19 protein-coding genes and 1 pseudogene are annotated in these 22236 nt (G+C 63.3%); 7 read left to right on the forward strand and 13 right to left on the reverse strand.

Annotation, left to right across the window (positions count from 1 at the left end; all coding sequences use genetic code 11):
• Window positions 1–169: 169 nt before the first annotated feature.
• Both cra and FHW75_RS09805 read left to right on the forward strand, forming a co-directional pair.
• Complete coding sequence (gene cra / locus FHW75_RS09800) at window positions 170–1165, forward strand: catabolite repressor/activator (RefSeq protein ID WP_025754809.1); 996 nt, start codon at window positions 170–172, stop codon at window positions 1163–1165.
• Window positions 1166–1167: 2 nt separating this feature from the next.
• Window positions 1168–1944 (forward strand): TatD family hydrolase, encoded by a 777-nt coding sequence (locus tag FHW75_RS09805; RefSeq protein ID WP_183673552.1) that lies wholly within the window; start codon window positions 1168–1170, stop codon window positions 1942–1944.
• Window positions 1945–2007: 63 nt separating this feature from the next.
• Here the strand turns inward: FHW75_RS09805 and ampE are convergent, their stop codons facing one another.
• The 3 genes from ampE to FHW75_RS09820 all read right to left on the reverse strand — a co-directional run bounded on the left by ampE (window position 2008) and on the right by FHW75_RS09820 (window position 5652).
• Window positions 2008–2838 carry a regulatory signaling modulator protein AmpE gene (gene ampE, locus FHW75_RS09810; protein ID WP_027609746.1) on the reverse strand — a complete coding sequence of 277 codons (831 nt, stop codon included), beginning with the start codon at window positions 2836–2838 and terminating at the stop codon, window positions 2008–2010.
• Entirely contained in the window at window positions 2835–3407 is a 573-nt protein-coding gene (gene ampD / locus FHW75_RS09815) for a 1,6-anhydro-N-acetylmuramyl-L-alanine amidase AmpD (RefSeq protein ID WP_019099743.1), read from the reverse strand. The genes ampE and ampD overlap by 4 nt, the downstream gene beginning before the upstream one ends.
• An 88-nt stretch (window positions 3408–3495) precedes the next feature.
• Complete coding sequence (locus FHW75_RS09820) at window positions 3496–5652, reverse strand: DUF1631 domain-containing protein (protein ID WP_084297400.1); 2157 nt, start codon at window positions 5650–5652, stop codon at window positions 3496–3498.
• Window positions 5653–5895: 243 nt separating this feature from the next.
• Here FHW75_RS09820 and nadC point away from each other — a divergent pair, with 243 nt between their 5' ends.
• Window positions 5896–6744 (forward strand): carboxylating nicotinate-nucleotide diphosphorylase, encoded by an 849-nt coding sequence (gene nadC / locus FHW75_RS09825; protein WP_027609748.1) that lies wholly within the window; start codon window positions 5896–5898, stop codon window positions 6742–6744.
• 60 nt (window positions 6745–6804) lie between these two features.
• Here nadC and trxB read toward each other — a convergent pair whose 3' ends face one another.
• Window positions 6805–7767 carry a thioredoxin-disulfide reductase gene (gene trxB / locus FHW75_RS09830; RefSeq protein WP_183673554.1) on the reverse strand — a complete coding sequence of 321 codons (963 nt, stop codon included), beginning with the start codon at window positions 7765–7767 and terminating at the stop codon, window positions 6805–6807.
• Window positions 7768–8098: 331 nt separating this feature from the next.
• Here trxB and cysZ point away from each other — a divergent pair, with 331 nt between their 5' ends.
• Window positions 8099–8827 carry a sulfate transporter CysZ gene (cysZ, locus tag FHW75_RS09835; protein ID WP_016713267.1) on the forward strand — a complete coding sequence of 243 codons (729 nt, stop codon included), beginning with the start codon at window positions 8099–8101 and terminating at the stop codon, window positions 8825–8827.
• A 40-nt stretch (window positions 8828–8867) separates the two neighbouring features.
• On the opposite strand, the gene FHW75_RS27145 is transcribed toward cysZ, so the two are convergent.
• Together FHW75_RS27145 and FHW75_RS27150 are read right to left on the reverse strand one after the other, a co-directional pair.
• Window positions 8868–9299, reverse strand: coding sequence for a methyl-accepting chemotaxis protein (locus FHW75_RS27145; RefSeq protein WP_371105378.1), 432 nt, complete (start codon window positions 9297–9299; stop codon window positions 8868–8870).
• A 156-nt stretch (window positions 9300–9455) separates the two neighbouring features.
• A pseudogene (locus FHW75_RS27150) lies at window positions 9456–10205 on the reverse strand (PAS domain-containing protein); the annotation flags it as partial.
• Window positions 10206–10362: 157 nt separating this feature from the next.
• Between FHW75_RS27150 and FHW75_RS09845 the strand changes: the two are divergent.
• Window positions 10363–11553, forward strand: a complete 1191-nt coding sequence (locus tag FHW75_RS09845; RefSeq protein ID WP_019098135.1) for a glycosyltransferase family 1 protein — start codon at window positions 10363–10365, stop codon at window positions 11551–11553.
• Window positions 11554–11617: 64 nt separating this feature from the next.
• Here FHW75_RS09845 and FHW75_RS09850 read toward each other — a convergent pair whose 3' ends face one another.
• Window positions 11618–12100: a glutathione peroxidase gene (locus FHW75_RS09850; RefSeq protein WP_016713270.1), complete on the reverse strand. Its 483-nt coding sequence runs from the start codon at window positions 12098–12100 to the stop codon at window positions 11618–11620.
• A gap of 145 nt (window positions 12101–12245) precedes the next feature.
• The gene (locus FHW75_RS09855) at window positions 12246–12731 is read right to left on the reverse strand and encodes a peptidylprolyl isomerase (protein ID WP_019098136.1); all 486 of its coding nucleotides are present in this window, start codon (window positions 12729–12731) and stop codon (window positions 12246–12248) included.
• Between FHW75_RS09855 and FHW75_RS09860 the strand changes: the two genes are divergently transcribed.
• Window positions 12730–13032 carry a DUF3565 domain-containing protein gene (locus tag FHW75_RS09860; protein WP_025754816.1) on the forward strand — a complete coding sequence of 101 codons (303 nt, stop codon included), beginning with the start codon at window positions 12730–12732 and terminating at the stop codon, window positions 13030–13032. The genes FHW75_RS09855 and FHW75_RS09860 overlap by 2 nt on opposite strands.
• A gap of 31 nt (window positions 13033–13063) precedes the next feature.
• Window positions 13064–15151 (forward strand): phosphate acetyltransferase, encoded by a 2088-nt coding sequence (gene pta, locus FHW75_RS09865; RefSeq protein ID WP_019098137.1) that lies wholly within the window; start codon window positions 13064–13066, stop codon window positions 15149–15151.
• Between the two features lie 34 nt (window positions 15152–15185).
• On the opposite strand, the gene FHW75_RS09870 is transcribed toward pta, so the two are convergent.
• The 5 genes from FHW75_RS09870 to FHW75_RS09890 all read right to left on the reverse strand — a co-directional run bounded on the left by FHW75_RS09870 (window position 15186) and on the right by FHW75_RS09890 (window position 22134).
• Window positions 15186–15908, reverse strand: a complete 723-nt coding sequence (locus tag FHW75_RS09870) for an OmpA family protein (RefSeq protein ID WP_016501466.1) — start codon at window positions 15906–15908, stop codon at window positions 15186–15188.
• A 109-nt stretch (window positions 15909–16017) separates the two neighbouring features.
• Window positions 16018–16662: an MBL fold metallo-hydrolase gene (locus tag FHW75_RS09875; RefSeq protein ID WP_019098138.1), complete on the reverse strand. Its 645-nt coding sequence runs from the start codon at window positions 16660–16662 to the stop codon at window positions 16018–16020.
• A 298-nt stretch (window positions 16663–16960) separates the two neighbouring features.
• Entirely contained in the window at window positions 16961–17653 is a 693-nt protein-coding gene (locus FHW75_RS09880) for a sensor histidine kinase KdpD (RefSeq protein ID WP_183673556.1), read from the reverse strand.
• A complete protein-coding gene (locus tag FHW75_RS09885) occupies window positions 17650–19257 on the reverse strand; it encodes a tetratricopeptide repeat-containing response regulator (RefSeq protein WP_019099592.1) in 1608 nt (535 codons plus the stop codon). Before FHW75_RS09885 ends, FHW75_RS09880 begins: the two co-directional genes overlap by 4 nt.
• 159 nt (window positions 19258–19416) lie before the next feature.
• Window positions 19417–22134: a LuxR C-terminal-related transcriptional regulator gene (locus FHW75_RS09890; protein WP_159265891.1), complete on the reverse strand. Its 2718-nt coding sequence runs from the start codon at window positions 22132–22134 to the stop codon at window positions 19417–19419.
• Window positions 22135–22236: the final 102 nt, after the last annotated feature.

Below are 22236 nucleotides of genomic sequence, written 5' to 3' on the forward strand. Positions count from 1 at the left end.
TGAAACGTTTAATCTGACCAGACGGCCACGTTACTCGATAATCTGCCCGGTAAAAAGCCCCATCCTGTCGGACAATTGCGACAATGGTCGTCTGCGCGTGATGCCTGCGCTGGGTCAAAATGCCCGGTCCGGCCTTACAGCCAGCCCCGGAAATAACAAGGAAAATTCGGTGAAACTCAGCGATATCGCCCGCCTGGCCGGTGTGTCCGTGACCACAGCCAGCTATGTCATCAACGGCAAGGCTGAACAGCAGCGCATCAGCAACACCACCGTCGAGCGCGTGCGTGCAGTGGTCGAAGCCCATGGCTTTACCCCAAACCCTCAGGCCGCTGGCCTGCGCAGCCGGCACACCCGCACCCTGGGCTTCATTCTCCCGGATCTGGAGAACCCCAGCTACGCCCGCATTGCCAAGCAACTGGAGCAAGGCGCCCGCGCCCGTGGCTACCAGTTGCTGATCGCCAGCAGCGACGACCAGCCCGACAGCGAGCGCCAGCTGCAGCAATTGTTCCGTGCCCGCCGCTGCGACGCGCTGTTCGTCGCCAGCTGCCTGCCACCGGAAGACGACAGCTACCGTGACTTGCAGGACAAAGGCCTGCCGGTGATCGCCATCGACCGCCGCCTGGACCCTGCGCACTTCTGCTCGGTGATCAGCGACGATCGCGATGCCAGCCGCCAACTGGCCGCCAGCCTGCTCACTGCCGCCCCGCGCAGCATTGCCCTGATCGGCGCCCGCCCTGAGCTGTCTGTCAGCCAGGCGCGTGCCGGCGGCTTCGACGAAGCGCTGCAAGGCTATGCCGGTGAAGTGCGCCGCTATCAGGGTGAAGCGTTCAGCCGCGAGTGCGGCCAGCGCCTGATGCAGCAGTTGATCGACGACCTGGGCGGCCTGCCGGATGCCTTGGTGACCACCTCGTACGTACTGCTGCAAGGGGTGTTCGATACCCTGCAGGCGCGCCCTGCCGATTCGCGCCAGCTGCAGCTGGGCACCTTTGGCGACAACCAGTTGCTCGACTTCCTGCCGCTGCCGGTCAATGCCATGGCCCAGCAGCATGGCCTGATTGCCGCCACCGCGCTGGAGCTGGCGCTGGCCGCCATCGAGGAAAAGCGCTACGAGCCGGGTGTGCATGCCGTTGGTCGAACCTTCAAGCAGCGCATCACTGCGGCCTGACCATGCGCCTGATCGACACCCACACCCACCTGGACTTCCCCGACTTCGACGCCGACCGCCCGCGCCTGCTGGCCAATGCGGCGGCGCGTGGGGTAGAACGTGTGGTGGTGCTGGGGGTGTACCAAGCGAATTTCCAGCGGGTGTGGGACCTGGCCTGCACCGATCAGCGCCAGTTCGCAGCACTCGGCCTGCACCCGGTCTACCTCGACCAGCACCGCCCGGAGCACCTCGTTCAATTGCGCGAATGGCTGGAACGCCTGCACGGCGATACGCGGCTGTGCGCCGTGGGTGAATTTGGCCTGGACTACTACCTTGAAGACCTGGACAAAACCCGCCAGCAGGACCTGTTTGAAGCGCAACTGCAGATGGCCTGCGACTTCGAACTGCCTGCGCTGTTGCATGTACGCCGCAGCCATGCGCGGGTGGTTGCCACGCTCAAGCGCTACAAACCGGTGCGGGCGGGGGTGATCCATGCGTTTGCCGGCAGCTACGAAGAGGCGCGCGAGTACATCAAGCTGGGCTTCAAGCTCGGGCTTGGCGGTGCCGCGACGTGGCCACAGGCACTGCGGCTACGCAAGACCCTGGCGCGGCTGCCGCTGGAGAGTGTGGTGCTGGAGACTGATGCGCCAGATATGGCACCGGTGATGTACCCGGGGGTGCGGAACAGCCCGGAGCATTTGCCGGAGATTGCCGGGGCGTTGGCCGAGGTAATGGGGATTGATGTCGGGGAGCTGGCTGAGGCTAGCAGCCGCAATGCTTGCGAGTTGTTTGGCTGGTAGATGTTTTGCTGCCTGTCATGGCCTCTTCGCGGGAACGCCCGCGAAGAGGCCAGCCAATTCAGTTCAGACCAGCACTGTCCACAGCGCAAACCCGGCATACCACAACACCGCACAACGCAGCAGCAGCTCCCACAGGCTGTCCAGCCGCCCCAACCCGCGCTGGCTGTCTTCTTCCTCGGGAATATCGTCGGCAATGCGCCCGACACGGGCCACCAGGTGCGCGGCACTGATGTGCCAGTTGAGTAACTCGTGCAACATCACCCGGGTGACCGAGAGGAAGTTGCCCACCAGGGCAAAGCTCAACGCCAGTACCCGAACCGGCAGCCAGTCCATGATATGCCGCAGCTGTTCGGCCCGCGCCTTCAGCGCAGGCTGCTTGCTGTGCTCGCCGCACAGCGCCAGCAGGCGATAAGCCAGCGCCGCTCCAGGCCCCAGCACGAAATACCAGAAGATCACCGCGAAAAAGCCCTGGTACACCTGCCACAGCAGGTTGCCCTGCACCCTTACCAACAAGCTGTGCGGCTCGTCGGCCGCCAGGCCCAGGTCACGCTCTGCAACATGCAGAGCCGCCTGGTCATCACCGCGCCGCCAGGCATCGCGCAACGGCCCAAGCGAGGCCTTGGCATCACCACGGCCCAGGCTATAGACCAGCACCAACAGGTGCACCGGCAAGGCCAACAGCCCATAGGCCACCGGCTCCAGCACATGCAGCAGCAATACCAGCACCGCTACAGGTGCCAGCACCAGGATGGCCAGCGTCCACCATGGGTGAACCTTGCCGCTGCGTTCCAGCCGCACCAACTCGCCAAGGAAAAACCCGTCACGCTGCACTTGGTGACGAAGGGCCGAAAATTTCTCGACCCACAACGCCAGCAGCAACACCAGAAAACTCATGCCTTGTCCTCTTTGTGCAACAACGCTTCGCGGTAACGCGGCCAATCGAAGGACGGGCCGGGGTCGGTCTTGCGTTGCGGAGCAATGTCACTGTGCCCCTGAATGCGACCCAGGTCGATGGCCGGCCAGGCGCTAAGAATGTGCCGGGTAAGCCGTTCCAGCACGGCGTACTGGGCATCGGTGTAGGCCAGGTCGTCAGTGCCTTCCAGTTCGATACCGATGGAGAAATCGTTGCAGCCTTCACGCCCGTCAAAACACGAAACGCCTGCGTGCCAGGCGCGATCGAGCAAGGATACGAACTGGGTCACCGCCCCGTCACGCTCGACGAACAGGTGCGCTGACACGGTCAGGTGCTTGATGCTGTCGAAGTAAGGATGCTCATCAGGGTCCAGGCGATTCTGGAAAAACTGCTGGACCTTGCCGGTGCCGAAACAAGCTGGCGGCAGGCTGATGTTGTGGATCACCAGCAGGGAAATCGATTCGCCTTCAGGGCGGGCATTGAAGTTCGGCGAGGGGCAGTGGGTGATTCCGGTTCCGTGAAACCAGCCAGTGGCACGGTCCAATTGCATGGGGCAGATCCTGAAAACGCCGTGAACAGGTCAGCAGTATGCCCTGCGCTCAACACCGTTTGCATGTGAATGATTGTAATGTTGCCGCCTACTGCACCCAAGGTTGCCGCAACCCATCGAGCACCGCCTCCAACGCCCGCTCGAACAACAAACCGTCATCCAGCATCCGTACGTCCCCTCGGTGCAGTGCCTGGGCCAAGGCGGTGCTGTTCCACTCGCGCACTTTCATGCCGGTACGGTTGGCGAATACCAGCCTGTCGTGACTACCGACGTGCGCCACCAGTTTGCAACGCAGCGGTTCGCCGTCATCCATGACTTCAACCCAACTGCCGATGCGCAAGCGCTGCACGTGCTGCAGCGTTGCTGCCTGCCCATCGGCAAATTGCAGCGGTGCACAGGCCGGTTCTTCGGGCATCGCCAGTACGATGTCCTCGTCCACCAGCACTTCGGCAAAGGGCTTGTCATGGCCAGCCGGTAGCTCAGTGCCCGCACAGGCATGCAAGTGCAATTGCTCCAGTTGCAGGAAGAACTCTCGGGTTGCTGCCGAATCCAGCGCCACGCTGGCCAGGCCATCGCGCAGCGCCTTGAGCAGGCCCGGAACCTGCTGCAAAAGGGCTTGCGGCTCATGCCCCGGGGTGATGCTGGCCAGTAGCGCATCCACGGTCTGCAGGGCATCGCGCCAGCCCTGGGAGGCTTCACCCTGCTTCAGCCATGCCAACTGCAGTACCTGGCTCCAGGCTTGCACCAGCATCTGCACCACCACCAGGGGCAATACCCGACCGCGCAGGCGCTGGTTGAGCACCTGCTGCACCTGGTGCCGCGCCTGCAAGGCACGGGCACGCCCCTCTTCGGCATCGCGGGTGCGCTGTTCAAGCAGCTCGTTGCGCCGCCGTTCCTCCTGATTGGATGCGAGAAACTCGTCGAGAAGCTCGACAAACAGGCCAGTATCTTCGGCAAAATCATTGAGCAGGCGCTGGACCGTGCATTCTACCCGCAGGTGAAGGCTGTCACGCAGGCCTTCGCTGCCGCACGCCCAGCCAATGGCCGCGCCCGCGATCTCGTTGATCAGCCGGCGCCCCGGGTGGCTGGCCCGACTGAACAGCCCCTTGTCCAGCAATGCTACCTTGAGCAAGGGAATATGCAGGCGCGCAAGCAGTGCGCGCAGGCTGGCGGGCAGGTTGTCATCACGCTGGATGAAGGCGAACACCAGGCCGATCAGGTTGATCACGTCCTCATCGTCCACGGCGATGCGCCGGCGCGTGCCGCTGCGCACACTGACCCGCAACAGCAGTTGCTCAAGCTGCTGGCCGAGCTCGAAATCATCGGCCTCGTGAGTTGCGGGTACATAGTGTTGCAAATGCGACAGCAGGCGTATCAGGTCGGCCGTGCTGATCGGCTGGGCAGCAGCCACCGCCTGCAATCGCGGTGCGAACTGCCCGCGCAGCGGGGCCAGCAAGGTTTGCAATGAGGCGAAATACGCTTGCCCTGCCGCGTCTGCCCCAACGTCCTGGCCTTGGCTCAACGGCCCTCGTCGTGTGCGCAAGCGCCTGTCTTCGGCGCGCCGGCGCGGTGCCGGCTGCAACTCCGGAAGGACACCGGCTGCGGCCAATAGCTGGTTGGCGTCGGCATAGAGAATGTCGGCATCACGCAGTACATAGCGTTCGAACAGCTTGAGCAGCACCAGCTTGACCCGTAAACCAACCCCCAGGTTGCGCCCGGCGTCCAGGAAGTACCCGCACAAAGCGGCCGGGCCCAACGGGTTGTGCTGCTCATGCAGGGGGCGATCGAGCAGCGCCTGCAAGCGAAGGCCCAGTTGCTGCAGGGCAATACCATCGCGTGACAGCACCCGCCCAACCATGCCTTCCATGGCCGCAGCCCGCTCCCGTTGGGCCTTGCTCCGCAAGCTACCCGGTTCGGCCAGGTGCGCCAGCGGGTCGGGCTGGCCGATGCGCGCGAAAGTGTCATGAAAGGTATCAAGAAAGCCGCGCTCGATGCTTTTGCGCTTGAGCCTCAGATCACGCATGGCTTCGAAGTACAGATGCTGGTCATAACGGTCGAAGGCCTTGTCAGCCATTTCGAAAAGCGTGTCATCGGCGTTGTCGAACAAGTCCTGCAAGCCTTGGCGCAGCTGCAAGGCGGCCTTGTCCCGCACCTGCAGCAACAATACCGGAAGGCAAGGAAGAGGCGTGCGCCCCCCTCGGTCGATGGCAGCCGCCAAGGGCACCACCTTGCCTTCTTTCTGCATCCTGGACTCCTTGCAGGGTGTTTTGCCCGACAGGGGCTAATGATCGTCAAAGCTATGACGCCAAATACTGGGCGCCATTATCGGTAAAAAATCGCATCGCTGCCAGCACCGTTTCGTCGACCGGTTAATGCCCCGGATGGGCTTGAATGGCTCACAATGCCCGACCAACGGACATCGCCAAGGCGGCTGTACACACCGGCCCCCTGCCCTATAATCGCGGGCATCTAGCTAGTGGAGCCGAACATGCCGAACCTACGCCTCGCCGACCTGACCGCTGAAATCGAAGCCAATGTGCGCCGTGCACTGTTGGAAGACATCGGCAGTGGCGATATCACTGCGCAGTTGATCCCGGCCGAGCGCCTCGCCAAGGCGACCATCATCACCCGCGAAGACTGCGTGATCGCCGGCACCGCCTGGGTCGACGCCGTGTTTCGTCAGCTCGACCCACGCGTGGCAGTGCACTGGCAGGTGGCGGACGGTGAGCGGGCGATTGCCAACCAGCCGCTATTCCACCTCGAAGGCCCGGCCCGTTCGCTGCTGAGCGGTGAGCGCAGTGCGCTGAACTTCCTGCAGATGCTGTCGGGGGTAGCCACCCGTGCGCGCTTCCTGGCCGACCTGGTGGAAGGCACCCAGGTGCGCCTGCTGGACACCCGTAAAACACTGCCGGGCCTGCGCCTGGCGCAGAAGTACGCGGTAACCTGTGGCGGCTGCGACAACCACCGCATCGGCCTGTACGACGCGTTCCTGATCAAGGAAAACCACATCGCTGCCAGCGGCGGCGTGGCCGAAGCCGTGGCCGCGGCACACCGTATTGCGCCAGGCAAGCCGGTTGAGATCGAAGTGGAAAGCCTGGATGAACTGCGCGAGGCGCTGGCCGCTGGCGCGGACATCATCATGCTTGATGAGCTGAACCTTGATGAAATGCGCGAAGCGGTGCGCATCAACGCGGGCAAGGCCAAGCTGGAGGCCAGCGGTGGGGTCAACGAAACGACCCTGCGTGTGATTGCCGAAACCGGCGTGGACTACATCTCGATTGGTGCCATGACCAAGGATGTGAAGGCGGTTGATCTGTCGATGCGCTTGAGCCTGTAAGCGGCTTGCGGGCAATAAAAAACCGGCTTTTCAGCCGGTTTTTTCAGGGGTGTTATCCAATCAGAACGAGGCGTTGGCCAGGCCGTCCAGATAACGCTCTACGTCCAGAGCAGCCATGCAGCCGGCACCCGCCGAGGTGATTGCCTGGCGGTAAACGTGGTCAGCCACGTCACCTGCAGCGAACACACCTTCAACGTTGGTGGCGGTAGCGTTGCCCTCACGGCCGCCGTTGACCACCAGGTAGCCGTCTTTCAGGGTCAGCTGGCCTTCGAACAGCGAGGTGTTCGGGGTGTGGCCAATGGCGATGAACACGCCGTCGACCTTGATTTCGTCGCTGCTGCCGTCGTTGTACTTCAGGCGCGCACCGGTCACGCCCATGTTGTCACCCAGCACTTCGTCCAGGGTGGCGTTGAGCTTGAGCTCGATCTTGCCTTCAGCCACACGAGCGTTCAGCTTGTCGACCAGGATCTTCTCGGCGCGGAATGTTTCGCGACGGTGTACCAGGGTCACCTTGCTGGCGATGTTGGCCAGGTACAGCGCCTCTTCCACGGCAGTGTTGCCACCGCCAACCACGGCGACCGGCTTGTTGCGGTAGAAGAAACCGTCGCAGGTGGCGCAGGCCGAAACGCCCTTGCCCATGAAGGTTTCTTCCGACGGCAGGCCCAGGTAACGGGCGCTGGCACCGGTGGCGATGATCAGTGCGTCGCAGGTGTACTTGCCGCTGTCACCCTGCAGGGTGAACGGCTTGTTGGCCAGGTCGACGGCATTGATGTGGTCGAAGACGATTTCGGTTTCAAAACGCTCGGCGTGCTCTTGCATGCGCTGCATCAGGGCCGGGCCGGTCAGGCCGTGGGGGTCGCCCGGCCAGTTGTCGACTTCGGTGGTGGTGGTCAGCTGGCCACCGGCCTGCATGCCGGTGATCAGCAGCGGCTTGAGGTTGGCGCGGGCAGCATAGACTGCGGCGCTGTAACCGGCAGGGCCGGAACCGAGAATGATGACGCGCGAATGACGTACTTCAGACATGTCGAACTCCTGTCGAGCGGGCCGCACGGGCCGGCATCGGTGTACCGGCTGCGCCAGCTGGAAATTTAAAACGGACCCACGCAGCACTTGGGGAAGGCTACAACGCGCAGGCCCGAAAAGCGGAAAGTTGAGCGCACTGTAGCGAGGTCGCAAAGATTAAGGAAATATCCTTAGACAATCCACCTCATAGGCATCGTCTATGCCGCGATTTCATCGATAAACACACCCCCGGCGCTTTTGTTACATCCCGTTTCCCGCCCGCAACCCGCCTTTCGTCGGCGCGGCAAACTCGGTAAGGTCAGCGCGTTTTCCTTCTCTGCGGAGTACCTCGATGCAAGCCCCTGTCCTCTCTGGCCCCCAATACCTGCGCGAAGGCCTGAAACTGGTGCTGAGCCCCAACCTGCGGTTGTTCGTGCTGCTGCCGTTGGCGGTCAACCTGCTGCTGTTCGGTGGCCTGATCTACTTCGCCGGCCACCAGTTCGGCCTGTGGCTGGACGCGCTCATGCCAACGCTGCCGGACTGGCTGAGCTTCCTCAGCTACATCCTCTGGCCGCTGTTCGTGGCCTTGCTGCTGCTGATGGTGTTCTTCACCTTCACCCTGGTGGCCAATATCATTGCCGCGCCGTTCAACGGCTTTTTGGCGGAAAAGGTCGAGGTGGTGGTGCGCGGCCAGGATAACTTCCCCGCGTTCAGCTGGGGTGAGCTGGTGGCCATGGTGCCACGCACTTTCAGCCGCGAAATGCGCAAGCTGGGCTACTTCCTGCCACGGGCTATTGGCCTGTTCATCCTGTCGTTCATCCCGGTGGTGAACGTGGTGGCCGCACCACTGTGGCTAATGTTCGGGGTATGGATGATGGCCATCCAGTACATCGACTACCCGGCGGACAACAACAAGATGAGCTGGCAGGACATGCTGGCCTGGCTGCGCAGCAAGCGCTGGCAGAGCCTGGGCTTTGGCGGGATTACCTACCTGGCGTTGATGATTCCGGGGGTGAACGTGCTGATGATGCCGGCGGCGGTGGCCGGGGCTACGTTGTTCTGGGTGCGGGAGCGCAACTGACCCCCGCCCCCATCAGATCAATCCTTGCCTGGCCGGGGCTTCACTGCCCCAACCGGCTGGAAAACTGCCCCACCACATCCACCACCCGTTTCGCCCCGTCCTGGATCTCGACAATCACGCTGCCCGTCTCGTCAGCCAGTGCCAGCCCCTGCTCGGCCTGGCGCTTGCTGGTGTCGATGATCGCCACCGCCGCCTGCGCCAGTTGCTCGTTCTGCTTCACCACCCGGGCGATTTCCTCGGTGGCGGTGCTGGTGCGCGAGGCCAGTTGACGCACTTCGTCGGCAACCACGGCAAAACCCCGCCCCTGTTCGCCGGCACGGGCCGCCTCGATAGCGGCATTGAGCGCCAGCAGGTTGGTCTGCCCGGCGATGTCGCTGATGGTCTTGATGATGGAGCCGATTACCCGCGACTGGGTATCCAGCGCCTGAATGCCCTCGGCGGCCTCCTGCATCGAGGCCTCCAGGCCGCGCATCACGCTGACGGTCTGGGTAACCACATCGGTGGCCTTCTGGGCGCTGACATCGGTACCCAGCGAGGTGTTGTAGGCAACATCTGCTGCCTCGGCCACCGCCTGTTCCTGGTTGACCTGGTCGGTAATCACCGTGGCGAACTTGACCACTTTGTACAGCACGTCATGGGCGTCGAAGATCGGGTTGTACGAGGCCTCCAGCCAGATCACCCGCCCGTGGGCGTCGATGCGCTTGAAGCGCTCGGCAACGTATTCGCCACGGCGCAGCTTGTCCCAGAACGCCTGATAGCCGGCCGAATTGGCCTCTTCCGGCTCGCAGAACATGCGGTGGTGCTTGCCGCGAATCTGTTCCAGGCGATAGCCGACGGTGGCCAGGAAACGGTCATTGGCAGTGAGGATGGTGCCGTCCAGGTCAAACTCGATAACGGCGGTCGAGCGCATCAACGCCTTGATCAGGCTTTCATACTCGCGCGAGGTCTCGATGGTGCGGGTGAGGTCGCTGGAATGCAGGGTGAAGTACTTGATACGCCCTTCGCTGTTCTTCACCGGCTGCAGGATCGAGCGCAGCCAGGCTTCCTGGCCATTGCCGCGCAGCAGGCGGAAGGCACCGTTCAGGTGCTCGCCACGGGTGATCGCGCTTTTCATGCGCTGGTAGAAATCCAGCGACTTCACATGCGCGGGGACGATGTCCTCGATGTTGCGTCCAAGCAATTGTTCGGCACGGTAGAGCATCTCGCTCTCGAAGTTGCCGTTGACCATCTCGATCCGTCCCTGGGGGTCGAGTTGAAGTACCAGCATCTCGTTGTCGAGGCTACTCTTGACCTGTTCCACGGACATCAGGTCTTCGCGCAGTTGCCGGATTTCTTGCTTGAGCTTGCTGTTGAACATCACCGCACTCCTGGAGCGCATCACCTAGTCGAATGCATCTTCATCGGCTGCCGGTTGCACCTTCTTGAGCAACGCGCAACGAAATATTCATAAAGGCAAAAGCGTCAGCAGTCAGGCGTCATTTGCCTGTCATATTGCAGTCACATTGGCGCAACCCAGTAGGCGGAAACTTTTTGTCATGAATACACCCGCCCTGCGCATTACCCTGGTCAGCGAAACCTTCCCACCCGAGATCAACGGCGTGGCCAACACCCTTGGCCGCCTTGGCGAAGGGCTGCGTCAGCGTGGCCATGAGATCGAGGTTGTACGCCCGCGCCAGGCCGGCGAAGCGCCTGTGCACAACGACCCGCACCTGATGCTTTGCCGTGGCTGGGCTCTGCCTGGCTACCCCGGTTTGCAGTGGGGCGAGGTGTCGATGCACAAGTTGTTACGCCGCTGGCGGCGGCAGCGCCCGGACGTGCTGTACATCGCCACCGAGGGGCCGCTGGGGCTCAGCGCACTGCGCGCGGCCAGGCGCCTGGGGATCGCGGTCGTCAGCGGCTTCCACACCAATTTCCCGCAGTACTCCGGCCAGTACGGCCTGGGTTTGCTGGCGCGCCTGCTCACCCACTACCTGCGCTGGTTCCATCGGCGCACGGCGATCACCCTGGTGCCCAGTGTCAGCCAGCGCCTGGAGCTTGAACGCCGTGGGTTCGAGCGCCTGGAACTGCTCGCACGGGGTGTCGATGCCTGCCTGTTCAACCCGTCGCGGCGCAGCCAGGCGTTACGCGAAAGCTGGGGGCTCGCCCCGGACGATCTCGCCGTGCTGCATGTCGGTCGGCTCGCTGTGGAAAAGAACCTTGGCTTGCTGCGGCCTTGCCTTGAGGCATTGCGGAAGACTTATCCACAGAAACGCCTGCGTCTGATCATGGTGGGTGACGGCCCGCAGCGCGCCGCCCTCCAACAGCAGATGCCGGATGCTGTGTTCTGTGGCGCCCAGCGCGGCGAGGTACTGGCCGAGCACTATGCCAGCGGTGACCTGTTCCTGTTCCCTAGCCTGACCGAAACGTTTGGCAATGTGGTGCTCGAAGCCATGGCCTCGGGGTTGGCGGTGGTTGCCTATGACGAGGCGGCGGCTGCGCAGCATATTCGCCATGGCCACAGCGGAGCACTGGCCATGCCGGGGGACCAGGCAGCGTTTGTGGATGCGACTTGCTGGCTGCTGGAGGAGGAGGAAACGTTGCGCCGGGTACGGCTGAATGCGCGACAGCATGCAAGCCGTCAGGGGTGGCCGGCGATTGTCGAGCAGTTTGAGGGGTATCTCTATGGTGCTTGCCAGCAAACCGGTACTGCGACTGGGCGTTCTGCTCAATATGTGCAGCGCCTGTGAGATCGAGCGCCGCGCGGGCGGCGCTCGGCCTCACAGGCGCCGAAGATATCGCGGCAGACCGCCTTCAAACCAACGCCTTCTCGATAGCCTGCACCACCGCCGGATCATCCGGCGCCGTACGCGGTGAAAAGCGCGCCAGCACCCGCCCATCCTTGCCCACCAGAAACTTCTCGAAATTCCAGGTGATGTCGCCCGGGAACTCGGCTCCTTCGCCCGCCAGCAGGCGGTATAGCGAATGGCGCTGCGGCCCGTTGACCTCCAGCTTGCCCCCCAGCGGGAAGCTCACCCCATAGTTGAGGCTGCAGAAATCCTGGATTTCCTTTTCGCTGCCTGGCTCCTGCCCGGCAAACTGGTTGCACGGCAGGCCAAGCACGTTGAAGCCCTTGTCCTTGTAAACCTGGTAGAGGTTTTCCAGGGCCTTGTATTGCGGCGTGAGCCCACACTTGGAAGCGACGTTGACCACCAGCACCACTTGGCCCTTGAACGGGGCCAGGGGCAGCTCTCCGCCGTTCAGTGCGTCCAGTTTCAGGTCGTGAAATGCACTCATGATGACATCCCCTCTCAGGTTCCCGGTTGCCGCGCAGGCGAATTCCGCCCACTAAAAAGGCGCTCGTCCAAACCGTCCACCTCCCGTAGGAAGGCAAATCGGCTTGCCCGAGCGCCTGGCGACTTTCTGAGCTTAGCGCAGAAAATCAGTGGTGATGGCCACCTTCACCGTGGATGTGACGGTGAGCGATTTCTTCGTCGCTGGCGTCACGCACGTTGACAACCTTGACCTGGAAGGTCAGGCGCTGGCCAGCCAGCGGGTGGTTGCCGTCAACGGTGACGTCGTCGCCGTCGAGGTCGCGGATGGTGACGATCTGCATCTGGCCATCCGGCGCCGAAGCGTGGAACTGCATGCCCACTTCCAGCTCATCGACGCCTTCGAACAGGCTGCGGTTCAGGGTGCTGACCAGCTCGGCCAGGTATTCGCCGTAGGCGTCTTCCGGCTCGATGGAAACGTTCAGTTCGTCACCGGCCTGCTTGCCTTCCAGGGCTTTTTCCAAGCCCGGGATGATGTTGCCGGCACCGTGCAGGTAAACCAGCGGCGCGCCACCGGCGGAGCTGTCGATGGTCTCCCCGGCGTCGTTGGTCAGGGTATAGTCGATGGAGACAGCCTTGTTGGCGGCGATCAGCATGGGGCAAGACCTTTTGCAAAAGAATGTAGAGCGCACAAGTGTAACGAAGCCATCGTCCGATTGCGAACGTGCTGCGGACGAGCAGCGGCCCATCAGTCGGATCACCGGCTTCCACCAGGACGAAGAAGGCCACTGGGTGGCCGAACTGTCCTGTGGCCATACCCAGCACCTGCGCCACCAGCCACCGTGGCAGGCACGCCCTTGGGTGCTCGACCCGGCCCAACGCGCGCAGCACATCGGCCAGCCTTTCGCATGCGGCTGGTGCGCACAAGGGGCCGATAGCGCTACCCTTGGCCGTTAATTTCTTGCACCGCTTATTTCGAGAAGCACGCATGCAGACATTTTTCATTGCGCCGACCGACTTCGGTGTCGGCCTGACCTCCATCAGCCTCGGCCTGGTGCGCACCCTGGAGCGCGCAGGCCTGAAGGTCGGCTTCTTCAAGCCGATCGCCCAGCCCCACCCGGGTGACACCGGCCCCGAGCGCTCTACCGAACTGGTGGCCCGCACCCATGGCATCAAGCCCCCGGTGCCCCTGAGCCTGGCCCAGGTCGAGCGCATGCTCGGCGATGGCCAGCTCGACGAACTGCTCGAAGCGATCATCCGCCTCTACCAGCAAGCCTGCGTCGGCAACGACGTGGTGGTGGTCGAAGGCATGGTGCCCACGCGCCATGCCAGCTACGCGGCGCGGGTCAACCTGCACCTGGCCAAGAGCCTGGATGCCGAGGTGATCCTGGTGTCGGCCCCGGAAAACGAAGTGCTCAGCGAACTGTCCGGCCGGGTCGAACTGCAGGCCCAGCTGTTCGGCGGCCCACGCGACCCAAAAGTGCTCGGTGTCATCCTCAACAAGGTGCGCACCGACGAAAGCATGGCCGACTTCGCCACCCGCCTGCGCGAGCACTCGCCCCTGCTGCGTGGCAACGATTTCCGCCTGCTCGGCTGTATCCCCTACCAGCCTGAATTGAACGCCCCGCGCACCCGCGACGTGGCCGAGCTGCTCGGTGCCCAGGTGCTCAATGCCGGCGACTACGAGCAGCGGCGCATGAGCAAGATCATTATTTGCGCGCGCACCGTGGCCAACACGGTGCCTCTGCTGACCTCGGGTACCTTGGTGGTCACCCCGGGCGATCGCGACGACATCATCCTTGCCGTCAGCCTGGCGGCGATCAATGGCGTACCCCTGGCCGGGTTGCTGCTGACCAGTGACAGCAAGCCCGACGCGCGCATCCTCGGCCTGTGCCGCGGCGCGCTGCAGGCTGGGCTGCCGATCCTGTCAGTCAGCACCGGCTCGTACGACACCGCCAACCAGCTCAATTCGCTAAACCGCGAAATCCCTGTGGACGACCGCGAGCGCGCCGAGTTCATCACTGACTTTGTCGCCAGCCACCTCGACGCCGCCTGGCTGCACCAACGCTGCGGCACCCCGCGTGAAATGCGCCTGTCGCCAGCCGTGTTCCGCTACCAGTTGATCCAGCGGGCGCAGCAGGCCAACAAACGTATTGTCCTGCCCGAAGGCGCCGAGCCGTTGCTGGTGCAGGCTGCGGCCATCTGCCAGGCCCGTGGCATTGCCCGCTGCGTGCTGCTGGCCAAGCCCGAGGATGTCGACGCCGTGGCGCGCGCCCAGGGCATTACCCTGCCGCCAGGCCTGGAAATCCTCGATCCCGAGCTGATTCGCGGGCGCTATGTAGAGCCTATGGTAGAGCTGCGCAAGAGCAAGAACCTCAACGCGCCAATGGCCGAGCAGCAACTGGAAGACCCGGTAGTGATCGGCACCATGATGCTGGCCCTGGACGAAGTGGACGGCCTGGTCTCGGGCCTGGTGCACTCCACCGCCAACACCATTCGCCCTGCCCTGCAACTGATCAAGACTGCGCCTGGCTCAAGCCTGGTGTCGTCGGTGTTCTTCATGCTGTTCCCCGAGCAGGTGCTGGTGTACGGCGACTGCGTGATGAACCCGCACCCGAGCGCTGCCGAGTTGGCAGAGATCGCACGGCAGAGCGCCGACTCGGCGCAGGCCTTCGGCATCGCACCACGGGTGGCGATGATCAGTTATTCCAGCGATTCAGCCAGCGATGAGGAAGTGGAGAAAGTGCGCGAAGCAACACGCCTGGCACAAGGCGCAGCGCAGGCGTTGCTGATCGATGGGCCATTGCAGTACGACGCGGCGGCCAACCCGGCGATTGCACGGGACCTGGCGCCGGGTAGCCCGGTGGCCGGGCGTGCCACGGTGTTCGTGTTCCCCGACCTGAATACCGGCAACACCACGCACAAGGCGGTGCAACGCAGTGCTGACGGGGTGAGCCTTGGGCCGATGCTTCAAGGGCTGCGCAAGCCGGTGAACGACCTGCCGCGCGGGGCTCAGGTTGACGATATCGTGCATACCATTGCCCTGACGGCGATTCAGGCCAGCGTGGTGCGCTAGAAGCAGGGGGCTGCTTTGCAGCCCCGGCGGTCAATCAGGGATACTGCTGAACCTGGCCTTGCTGCTGGTCATACTGCTGACCCGGAATCGGCTTCAGGTTCACTTCCACGCGGCGGTTCTGCGCACGGCCATTGGCGTCGGCGTTGCTGGCGATCGGCTGGTCCGGGCCCATGCCACGTACCGAGATCCGCGAGGCATCCACACCCTGCGAGGTCAGGTAGGTGCTGACCGCCTGCGCACGGCGCTGGGACAGGTCCATGTTGTGCTGGCGGCTGCCGGTGCTGTCGGTGAAACCGACCACTTCGATGGTGTTCTGGTTGAACTGCTTGAACGAACCGGCCAGGTTGTTCAGCGGCGAATAGAAGCTAGGGGCGATGTTGGCCGAGTCGGTGGCGAAGGTGATGTTGCCCGGCATGATCAGCTTGATCTGGTCACCCTGACGTTGCACTTCCACGCCAGTGTTGGCCATTTGCGCGCGCAGCTCTGCTTCCTGCTTGTCGGCGTAGTAGCCGTAACCGGCAGCGGCAGCACCCACCGCAGCAGCGCCGATCAGCGCACCCTTGCCACGGTTGTTGTGGTCGATCGCGGCACCGGCGATGGCGCCGGCCAGCGCGCCCAGGCCGCCGTACTTGGCGGTCTTGCTCATCCCAGTGGAGCCCTGCGCCTGACCCTGGTTGTCATAAGGGTTCTGGCCGGCACAGCCGGTCATCAGGGCAGCGGCAGTTGCGACGATAATCAGACGACGCATGGTGAACATGGACAAGCTCCTACTGAAATTCATAAATGCGGCAGATCTCGAATGGATCTATGCCAGCCTTGGATTGCATCGGCAACGAAAAATTCCATGAAAGTGCCTTCATGTGCCATCAGGCACGTACGAAGGGGTTTTCGCGCATTTCATCGCCCAGCCGAGTATCGGGCCCGTGGCCGGTGACCACGATGGCCTCTTCGTCCAGCCGGTACAGCCGCTCCTTGATGGAACGCACAATTGCCCGCTGGTCCCCACCCCACAAATCGGTGCGGCCAATACCCCGGCGGAACAGGGTATCGCCCGCAATCAACAGCTTGGCATCGGCGAACCAGAAACTCATCGAGCCCGGGGTATGGCCTGGCGTATGCAGGGCCACGCCACAACCGCAGGCCAGCTCTTCATCATCGCCCAGCCAACGGTCGGGGGCAGGCACTGGCGTGTACGGTACCCCGAACATCTGGCACTGCATCTCCAGGTTGTCCCACAGTACCTGATCGTCCTTGTGCAGGTGCAAGGTAGCGCCGGTCAGCTCCTTGAGCTTGCCCGAAGCCAGAAAGTGATCGAAGTGCGCGTGGGTGTGGATGATGCTTACCAGCGTCAGGCCATGGGCCTGCAGGCGCGCCAGGATCTTGTCCGGGTCACCGCCCGGGTCGACGACGATGGCCTTTTTGGTCAAGGGGTCGCCGATCAGGGTGCAATTGCATTGCAGGGGGCCTACGGGGAAGGTTTCGCGGATGAGAGTGGTCGGGGCAGTCTTCATGGAGGGCCTGTCTTGGACGCTGCAGCGCCTGTGAGATCGAGCGCCGCCCGCGCGGCGCATCGCGAGCTGGCGCTCGCTCCTACGTTTGTTTCGGGCCAATTGTACCAGTGAGATTCGCGTGCGCCCCCTCTGGCGCATACGTTGATACCGTGTCGTATGAAAAAAGGCGGTCGCGCGCGACTGTTACAGGCATAACTGTCCCGAAACAAACGTAGGAGCGAGCGCCAGCTCGCGATGCGCCGCGCGGGCGGCGCTCGATCTGAAGGGCGCTAAAAATCCAACGCCATGCCCTGCTGGCCTAAGGCAAGAACAACCTGAACAACCCGCCCCCAAGCGCCCCGCCATTGGAAATCTCGATCCGCCCGCGCACCCCGCCGCTTTCATGCAAGGCCGCAATCCGCGCCGCAAAGTACAGCCCCAGGCCGGTACTGCCGCTGGTCGAATCGATGCCCTGGATGTACTCCTCCTGGCGCTCGAGCATGTGCTTTGGATAACCCGGGCCGTCATCGTTCACGCAGATGGCCAGCTGGTTGTCGGCCTCTTCGATCGTGATCAGCAAAGCGTGCCCGGCATAGCGGGTGGCGTTGGTGATGACGTTGGCGATCACCGAGGTCACCAGTTCGCGGTCGAAGAAACCCAGCGGGTTGTCGGTGTCGATGCGCCAGGTGGCGAGGATGTCGTTGTGCTTGAGCACTTCCTGGTGCGCCGCCAGCTGGGCTTCGATGAAGTCGTCCAGCTCATGGTAGTCCGGGCACACCGGCAGCTGGTTGATACCCAGTTTATAGAGCCCCAGCAGCTGCACGAGCATGCCGTTGAGGTGGCGAAACTCATGCTCCATGATGCCCTGCTCGGCACCACCGCGCAGCTCTTCGGGCAGGCGTTCTACCCACTGGTTGTGGGACTGGATCAGCGCCGACAACGAACTCTTGAGGTCGTGCACGGTGGAGGCGATCACCGTGGAAAAGTCCAGCCCCTGATTGTCTTGATTCATGCGCCGAACACTCGGATGTGCAGTTTGCGGTAACGGTCATAGCGATTGTCGCTGGCAGGGATACCGGCCACGCTGGTCAAGGCGTCCTGGCATTCCTGCATGATCGCGGGCTGAGGGTTGTCACCGCCAATACGCAGCAGCGCCTGGGCGGTGTTGAGGGCGATGCTGATGTTCTTCGGCTGCAAACCCAGTGCCTTGCGGAACAGTTGCAACGCCTCGCCAAGCTGCCCTCCTTGGTAACTGCGCACACCCTGGCGATTGAGGGTGACCGCTTCGGTAATGGCGTTGAGCACGCTGGGGTCGTCCGTCAGCTTGCCCACTTTCTCCATGACCTTGGGGTCATCGCCATAACTTTCCACACAGCTTTTCAGCACGCCGATGGCGGCGGCTTCCTGGCCCATAGCCTGCAACTGTGCGGCAACGGTCAGGGCCGAATCGACCGAGAAAAACTGGTTCATCTTGTCCAGGCGCTGGATCGCCTGCTCGGTCAGCTTGGCCGCCGTTTCCGGGTCGCCCGCCTGCTGCAGACTGGCGGCTTTCATCATCCGCGCGCGCACCTGCAAACCCTGGTCTTCGGGGTTTTCCTTGGCCACTTCGCTGAGCGTGGTGTTGATCTCGACCCGGGTACGGGCGTCCAGGCCGAAGCCTGCATTCTTGCTCATCAGGGCCTGCACCAGGCCCAGGTTGTTTTCGGCGTCCTTGTAGCGCGAGCTCTGCCCTTGGTTCACCGCATGACGGAACGCCTTCGACGCGCTCTCGAAGTCCTCGTTTTCCAGCGCCAGCTTGCCTAGGGTCGACTGCCGACGCACTGACAGTGGCGACAGGCGTACCGCCTCTTCCAGCAGGTTTTGCGCACGTCGGGTATCGCCCTGAGCCACCAGCACTTCGGCCATACCGTCGTAAAGCCCTGGCATGATCGGGAACGCCTTGAGTGCCTGCTCGTACACGCCCTGGGCCTGGGCATTCTGGCCACGCTTGTGCATCAGGGCGCCCAATGCAGCGTACACCCACGGCTGCGGGCGACTGGCCAGGATGGCCTTGAGGAATTTTTCCAGCTCCTCGAAGCGGTTGAGGTTGCGCAAGGCATCGGCCCGGTAGCGCAGGCACAGTGGTGCCAGGCGCGGGTCTTTCTTGCACAGCTCGGCGCAAGCCGCCAGCACTTCGGCCGGGCGACTGCGGTCCAGGGCCTGCAGAATCGGCTTGAGCAAGGTCTTGCGCTGATACAGCTTCTCGACGCGCTGGGCCAGGCCAACCCGGTTGAAAGGTTTGGTCAGGTAGGCATCGGGCTCGTGCTCGATGGCACTGAGGACAATGGCCTGGCTGCTCTCGGCCGTGACCATGATGAACACGCACTCATGGCTGATGTGCTTGTCGATGATCAGGTCTTCGAGCACCTGTTGGCCGTTCTTCTTGCCATCACCCAGGTGAAAATCCTGCAGGATGAAGTCATAGCGCTTCTGCGCGCACATGCGCAGCGCCTGCTCGCCGCTGTCAGCGGTGTCCACGTCGCGCACGCCCAACTCGCGCAGCATTGAACGGGTCGACGTGCGAAAGTCGGTAAAGTCATCGACGATCAGAAAGCTTTTTTGCCCGTACTGCAGCATCAACACGACCTGCCTTGGAATGATTGAAAAATCGCGCGAGGCGATGCCACCGATCGCTGTATCGGCAGCTGGTCGGGAAAGATGAGGGTAGAGCTTTGGCGGCCACAAACCATGGCCTCAGGCCATCACTTTAGCGGGCAATGACCTGCAGGGCCAGCATCACGCCAGCAACCCCAGGGATTTGGCCTTGGCCACCGCCTGCGTACGCCGCTCGACGCCCAGCTTGCTGTTGATGTGGCTGGCGTGGGTCTTGACCGTGTGCAGGGAAATGAACAGCCGCTCGCTGATCTGCTGATTGGAACAACCCTGAGCGATCAGTTCGAGCACTGCCAGCTCACGGCCACTCAACGCCTCGCCGCTGCCCGTGCTGGCGCTGGGCAGCGGTGGCAGGCGTTTGAGCAGTTCGGCCTGAACCGCGCACGCGGCACCTGCCTGCAGTTGTTCGTGAAGCCATTGCGGGTGTTTTTCCAGCAGCGGCTGGAACGGTTGCAGCACGCCGCCACGGGCGGCCTCAAGCAAGCCTGGCAGCAACCGCTCGGCCTGCGCTTCGCGGCCTTCGGCCAGCAGCAGGGAGAGCCATTGGCACAGGGCGCTGACGGTGAGCATCATGCCGCCACTGGCCTGCCCGCGCTCGACCAGGCTGGCCAGGCGTTGCACGGCATCGTCGCCACGTAACTGGATGCGCTCGAGCAGCGCCTGCTGCAGCGCAATGTGCAACGGCAGCAGTGGGTGGAACTCCGGTGCTGCCGCTGGCTGCTCACCGCCGTAGGTCTGGCCCAGGCGCAGCAGCCAGGACTCGGCCAGGTCGGTGCGCCCCTGGGCCAGCCACAGTTCGCATTTGACCAGGGTAATCATGGCCAGGTAGTAGACCGGGGGCACGTCCCAGATATGCATCAGGCGCTCAGCCTCTGCCAGTTCGGCAAAGGCCTCGGCAAAGTGACCTTCCCGCCCATCGAGCGTGGCGATCACGCAATGGCCGATGAGCACACTGATGTCCCGGCAGGCCCGCGCCTCGCCCAGCCCCGCGCGCAACCGCGCACGGCCCTGGGCAGGCTGCAGGCGCGAAACCAGCAGATAGCCCTCGTAAAGCGTCAGACGTGCGCGCACGGCATACAACCGCTGTGCCGAAAGCCCTTGCAAGCGTTGCAGCCCTTGGCGCACTTCGTCCAGCGCCCGCAATACTTCGCCACGGGCGTGCAGTACACGCGCCCGGTCGTAATGGGCCAAGGCCTCGAACAACGGGTTGCCGACTCGCTGGGCCAGTTCCAGGGCTTCTCGGTTCCAGCCGCGGGCCCGCCAGAAATCACCATCGGCGATGGCCAGGTTGGACAGCGTCGACAGGCACACCAGGCGCTGGCCATAGCGCTTGCTTGGCAGGCTCTGCAGCGCTTCGCTGCAATAGGCCAACGTGCGCTCACGGTCACCCCGGCCTCGGGCAATCACCCCACTCAGCGCCAGCCACTGGGCCAACATCGACTTTTGCGCGGTCGCCGAAGGTGCGGGCAGGAAGCGGCTGAGGTAGCCGGCAAGCTCCTCGGCCGCGTCCAGTTGGCAAGCCAGGCCCAACGCCCAGCTGTACAGCACGATCAGCCTTGGCGTGCTGATCAGCAGGCTGTCGGGCAAGTCCATCTTCCAGCGCAGCAACATGCCGACGTTCTGTTCGGCCAGCAGTTGCTCCTCGGACAGGCTCTGCACCAGGTCGGCGGCAACATCAAGGTGGCCGGCACGCAAGGCCTGCTCCACCGCCTCGTCCAGCAGGCCCTGGGCTTCGAACCAACGGCTCGCCCGCAAGTGCAAGCCGGCCAGCGGTTCGTTGGCCTGGCGACTGCGCAGCAAGTCGGAGAACAAGTGGTGATAACGGAACCAGTGGCCGTGCTCGTCCAACGGCACCAGGAATACCTGGTGCGCCTGCAGGAAACGCAGGATCTCGACACTGTCGTGGCGACCCCGCACGGCATCGCAAAGTTGGGCGCAGAAACGCTCCTGGCACGCGGTTTCGTACAAGAAGGCCTGCACATCGGCGGGCAGCATATCGATGACTTCTTCGAGCAGGTAGTCGCGAATCAGCCCTTCGCCACCATGCAGCGCCTGGGGCAAGGCCTGCTCGTCGGCACTGTCGCTGGCCGCCAGTTGCCAGAAACGCAACCCGGCCACCCAGCCATCACTGCGCTGGATAAGGTTGTCCAGGGCCTGGCCACGCAGGCCCGTGGGCTGGCGACCGATTACCGCCAGCGACTCTTCGGCGGTGAGGCGCAAATCCTGTTCGTTCAGCTCGACAAGCTGACGCGACAGCCGCAGGCGCGCCAGGTGCCAGTCCGGGCGCTGGCGACTGGTAACCAGCAACACCAGGCCGGCCGGCAGGTGGTTGAGGAAAAACTGCAGGCAACGGTCCAGTACAGGCCCTTGGGCCAGGTGGTAATCATCCAGTACGAGCAGCAACGGTGTATCCGCTTGCAGGTACAACGCCAGCTCGTCGAGCAGGCCGTCAAGCCACTCTTCGAAGGCGAACGGCTGATGGCGCTGGCGCATTTTCAGCAAGCCCATGGCCTGACCACCCAGGGCCGGGCAGTATTGCTGCAGCCCTTCGAGCAGGCGCTCAAGGAAGCGGCCTGGGTCTGCATCTCGCTGGCTCAGACCAAGCCACAGGCTGCGCCAGTGTTCGGGCAGTGCCTCGCAAAACTCGATGGCCAGGGAGCTTTTGCCGAAACCCGCCGGGGCGTTGACCAGCAGCAGGCGAGCGCCGAGGCCGGTGTACAGGCGCTGGCACAGGCGCGGACGCGGCACATGCCCCTCCGGCAGGGGGGGCCGAAAGAAACGCCCGTCCAGCAGGCCCAGGGCCTGGCTGGCGAATCCATGCGTACGGGACAAGTCTGTCATGGCCGGCTCGTTCTGGTTGGAAGACTACGGCGATATGGATGCTTGCGAGACTAGCCGGTAACGCAGCGCATTTGAAGATGATGGGCGCATTTGCCCCGGGAA

Source organism: Pseudomonas sp. OG7, assembly GCF_014192825.1.
Classification (GTDB): domain Bacteria; phylum Pseudomonadota; class Gammaproteobacteria; order Pseudomonadales; family Pseudomonadaceae; genus Aquipseudomonas; species Aquipseudomonas monteilii.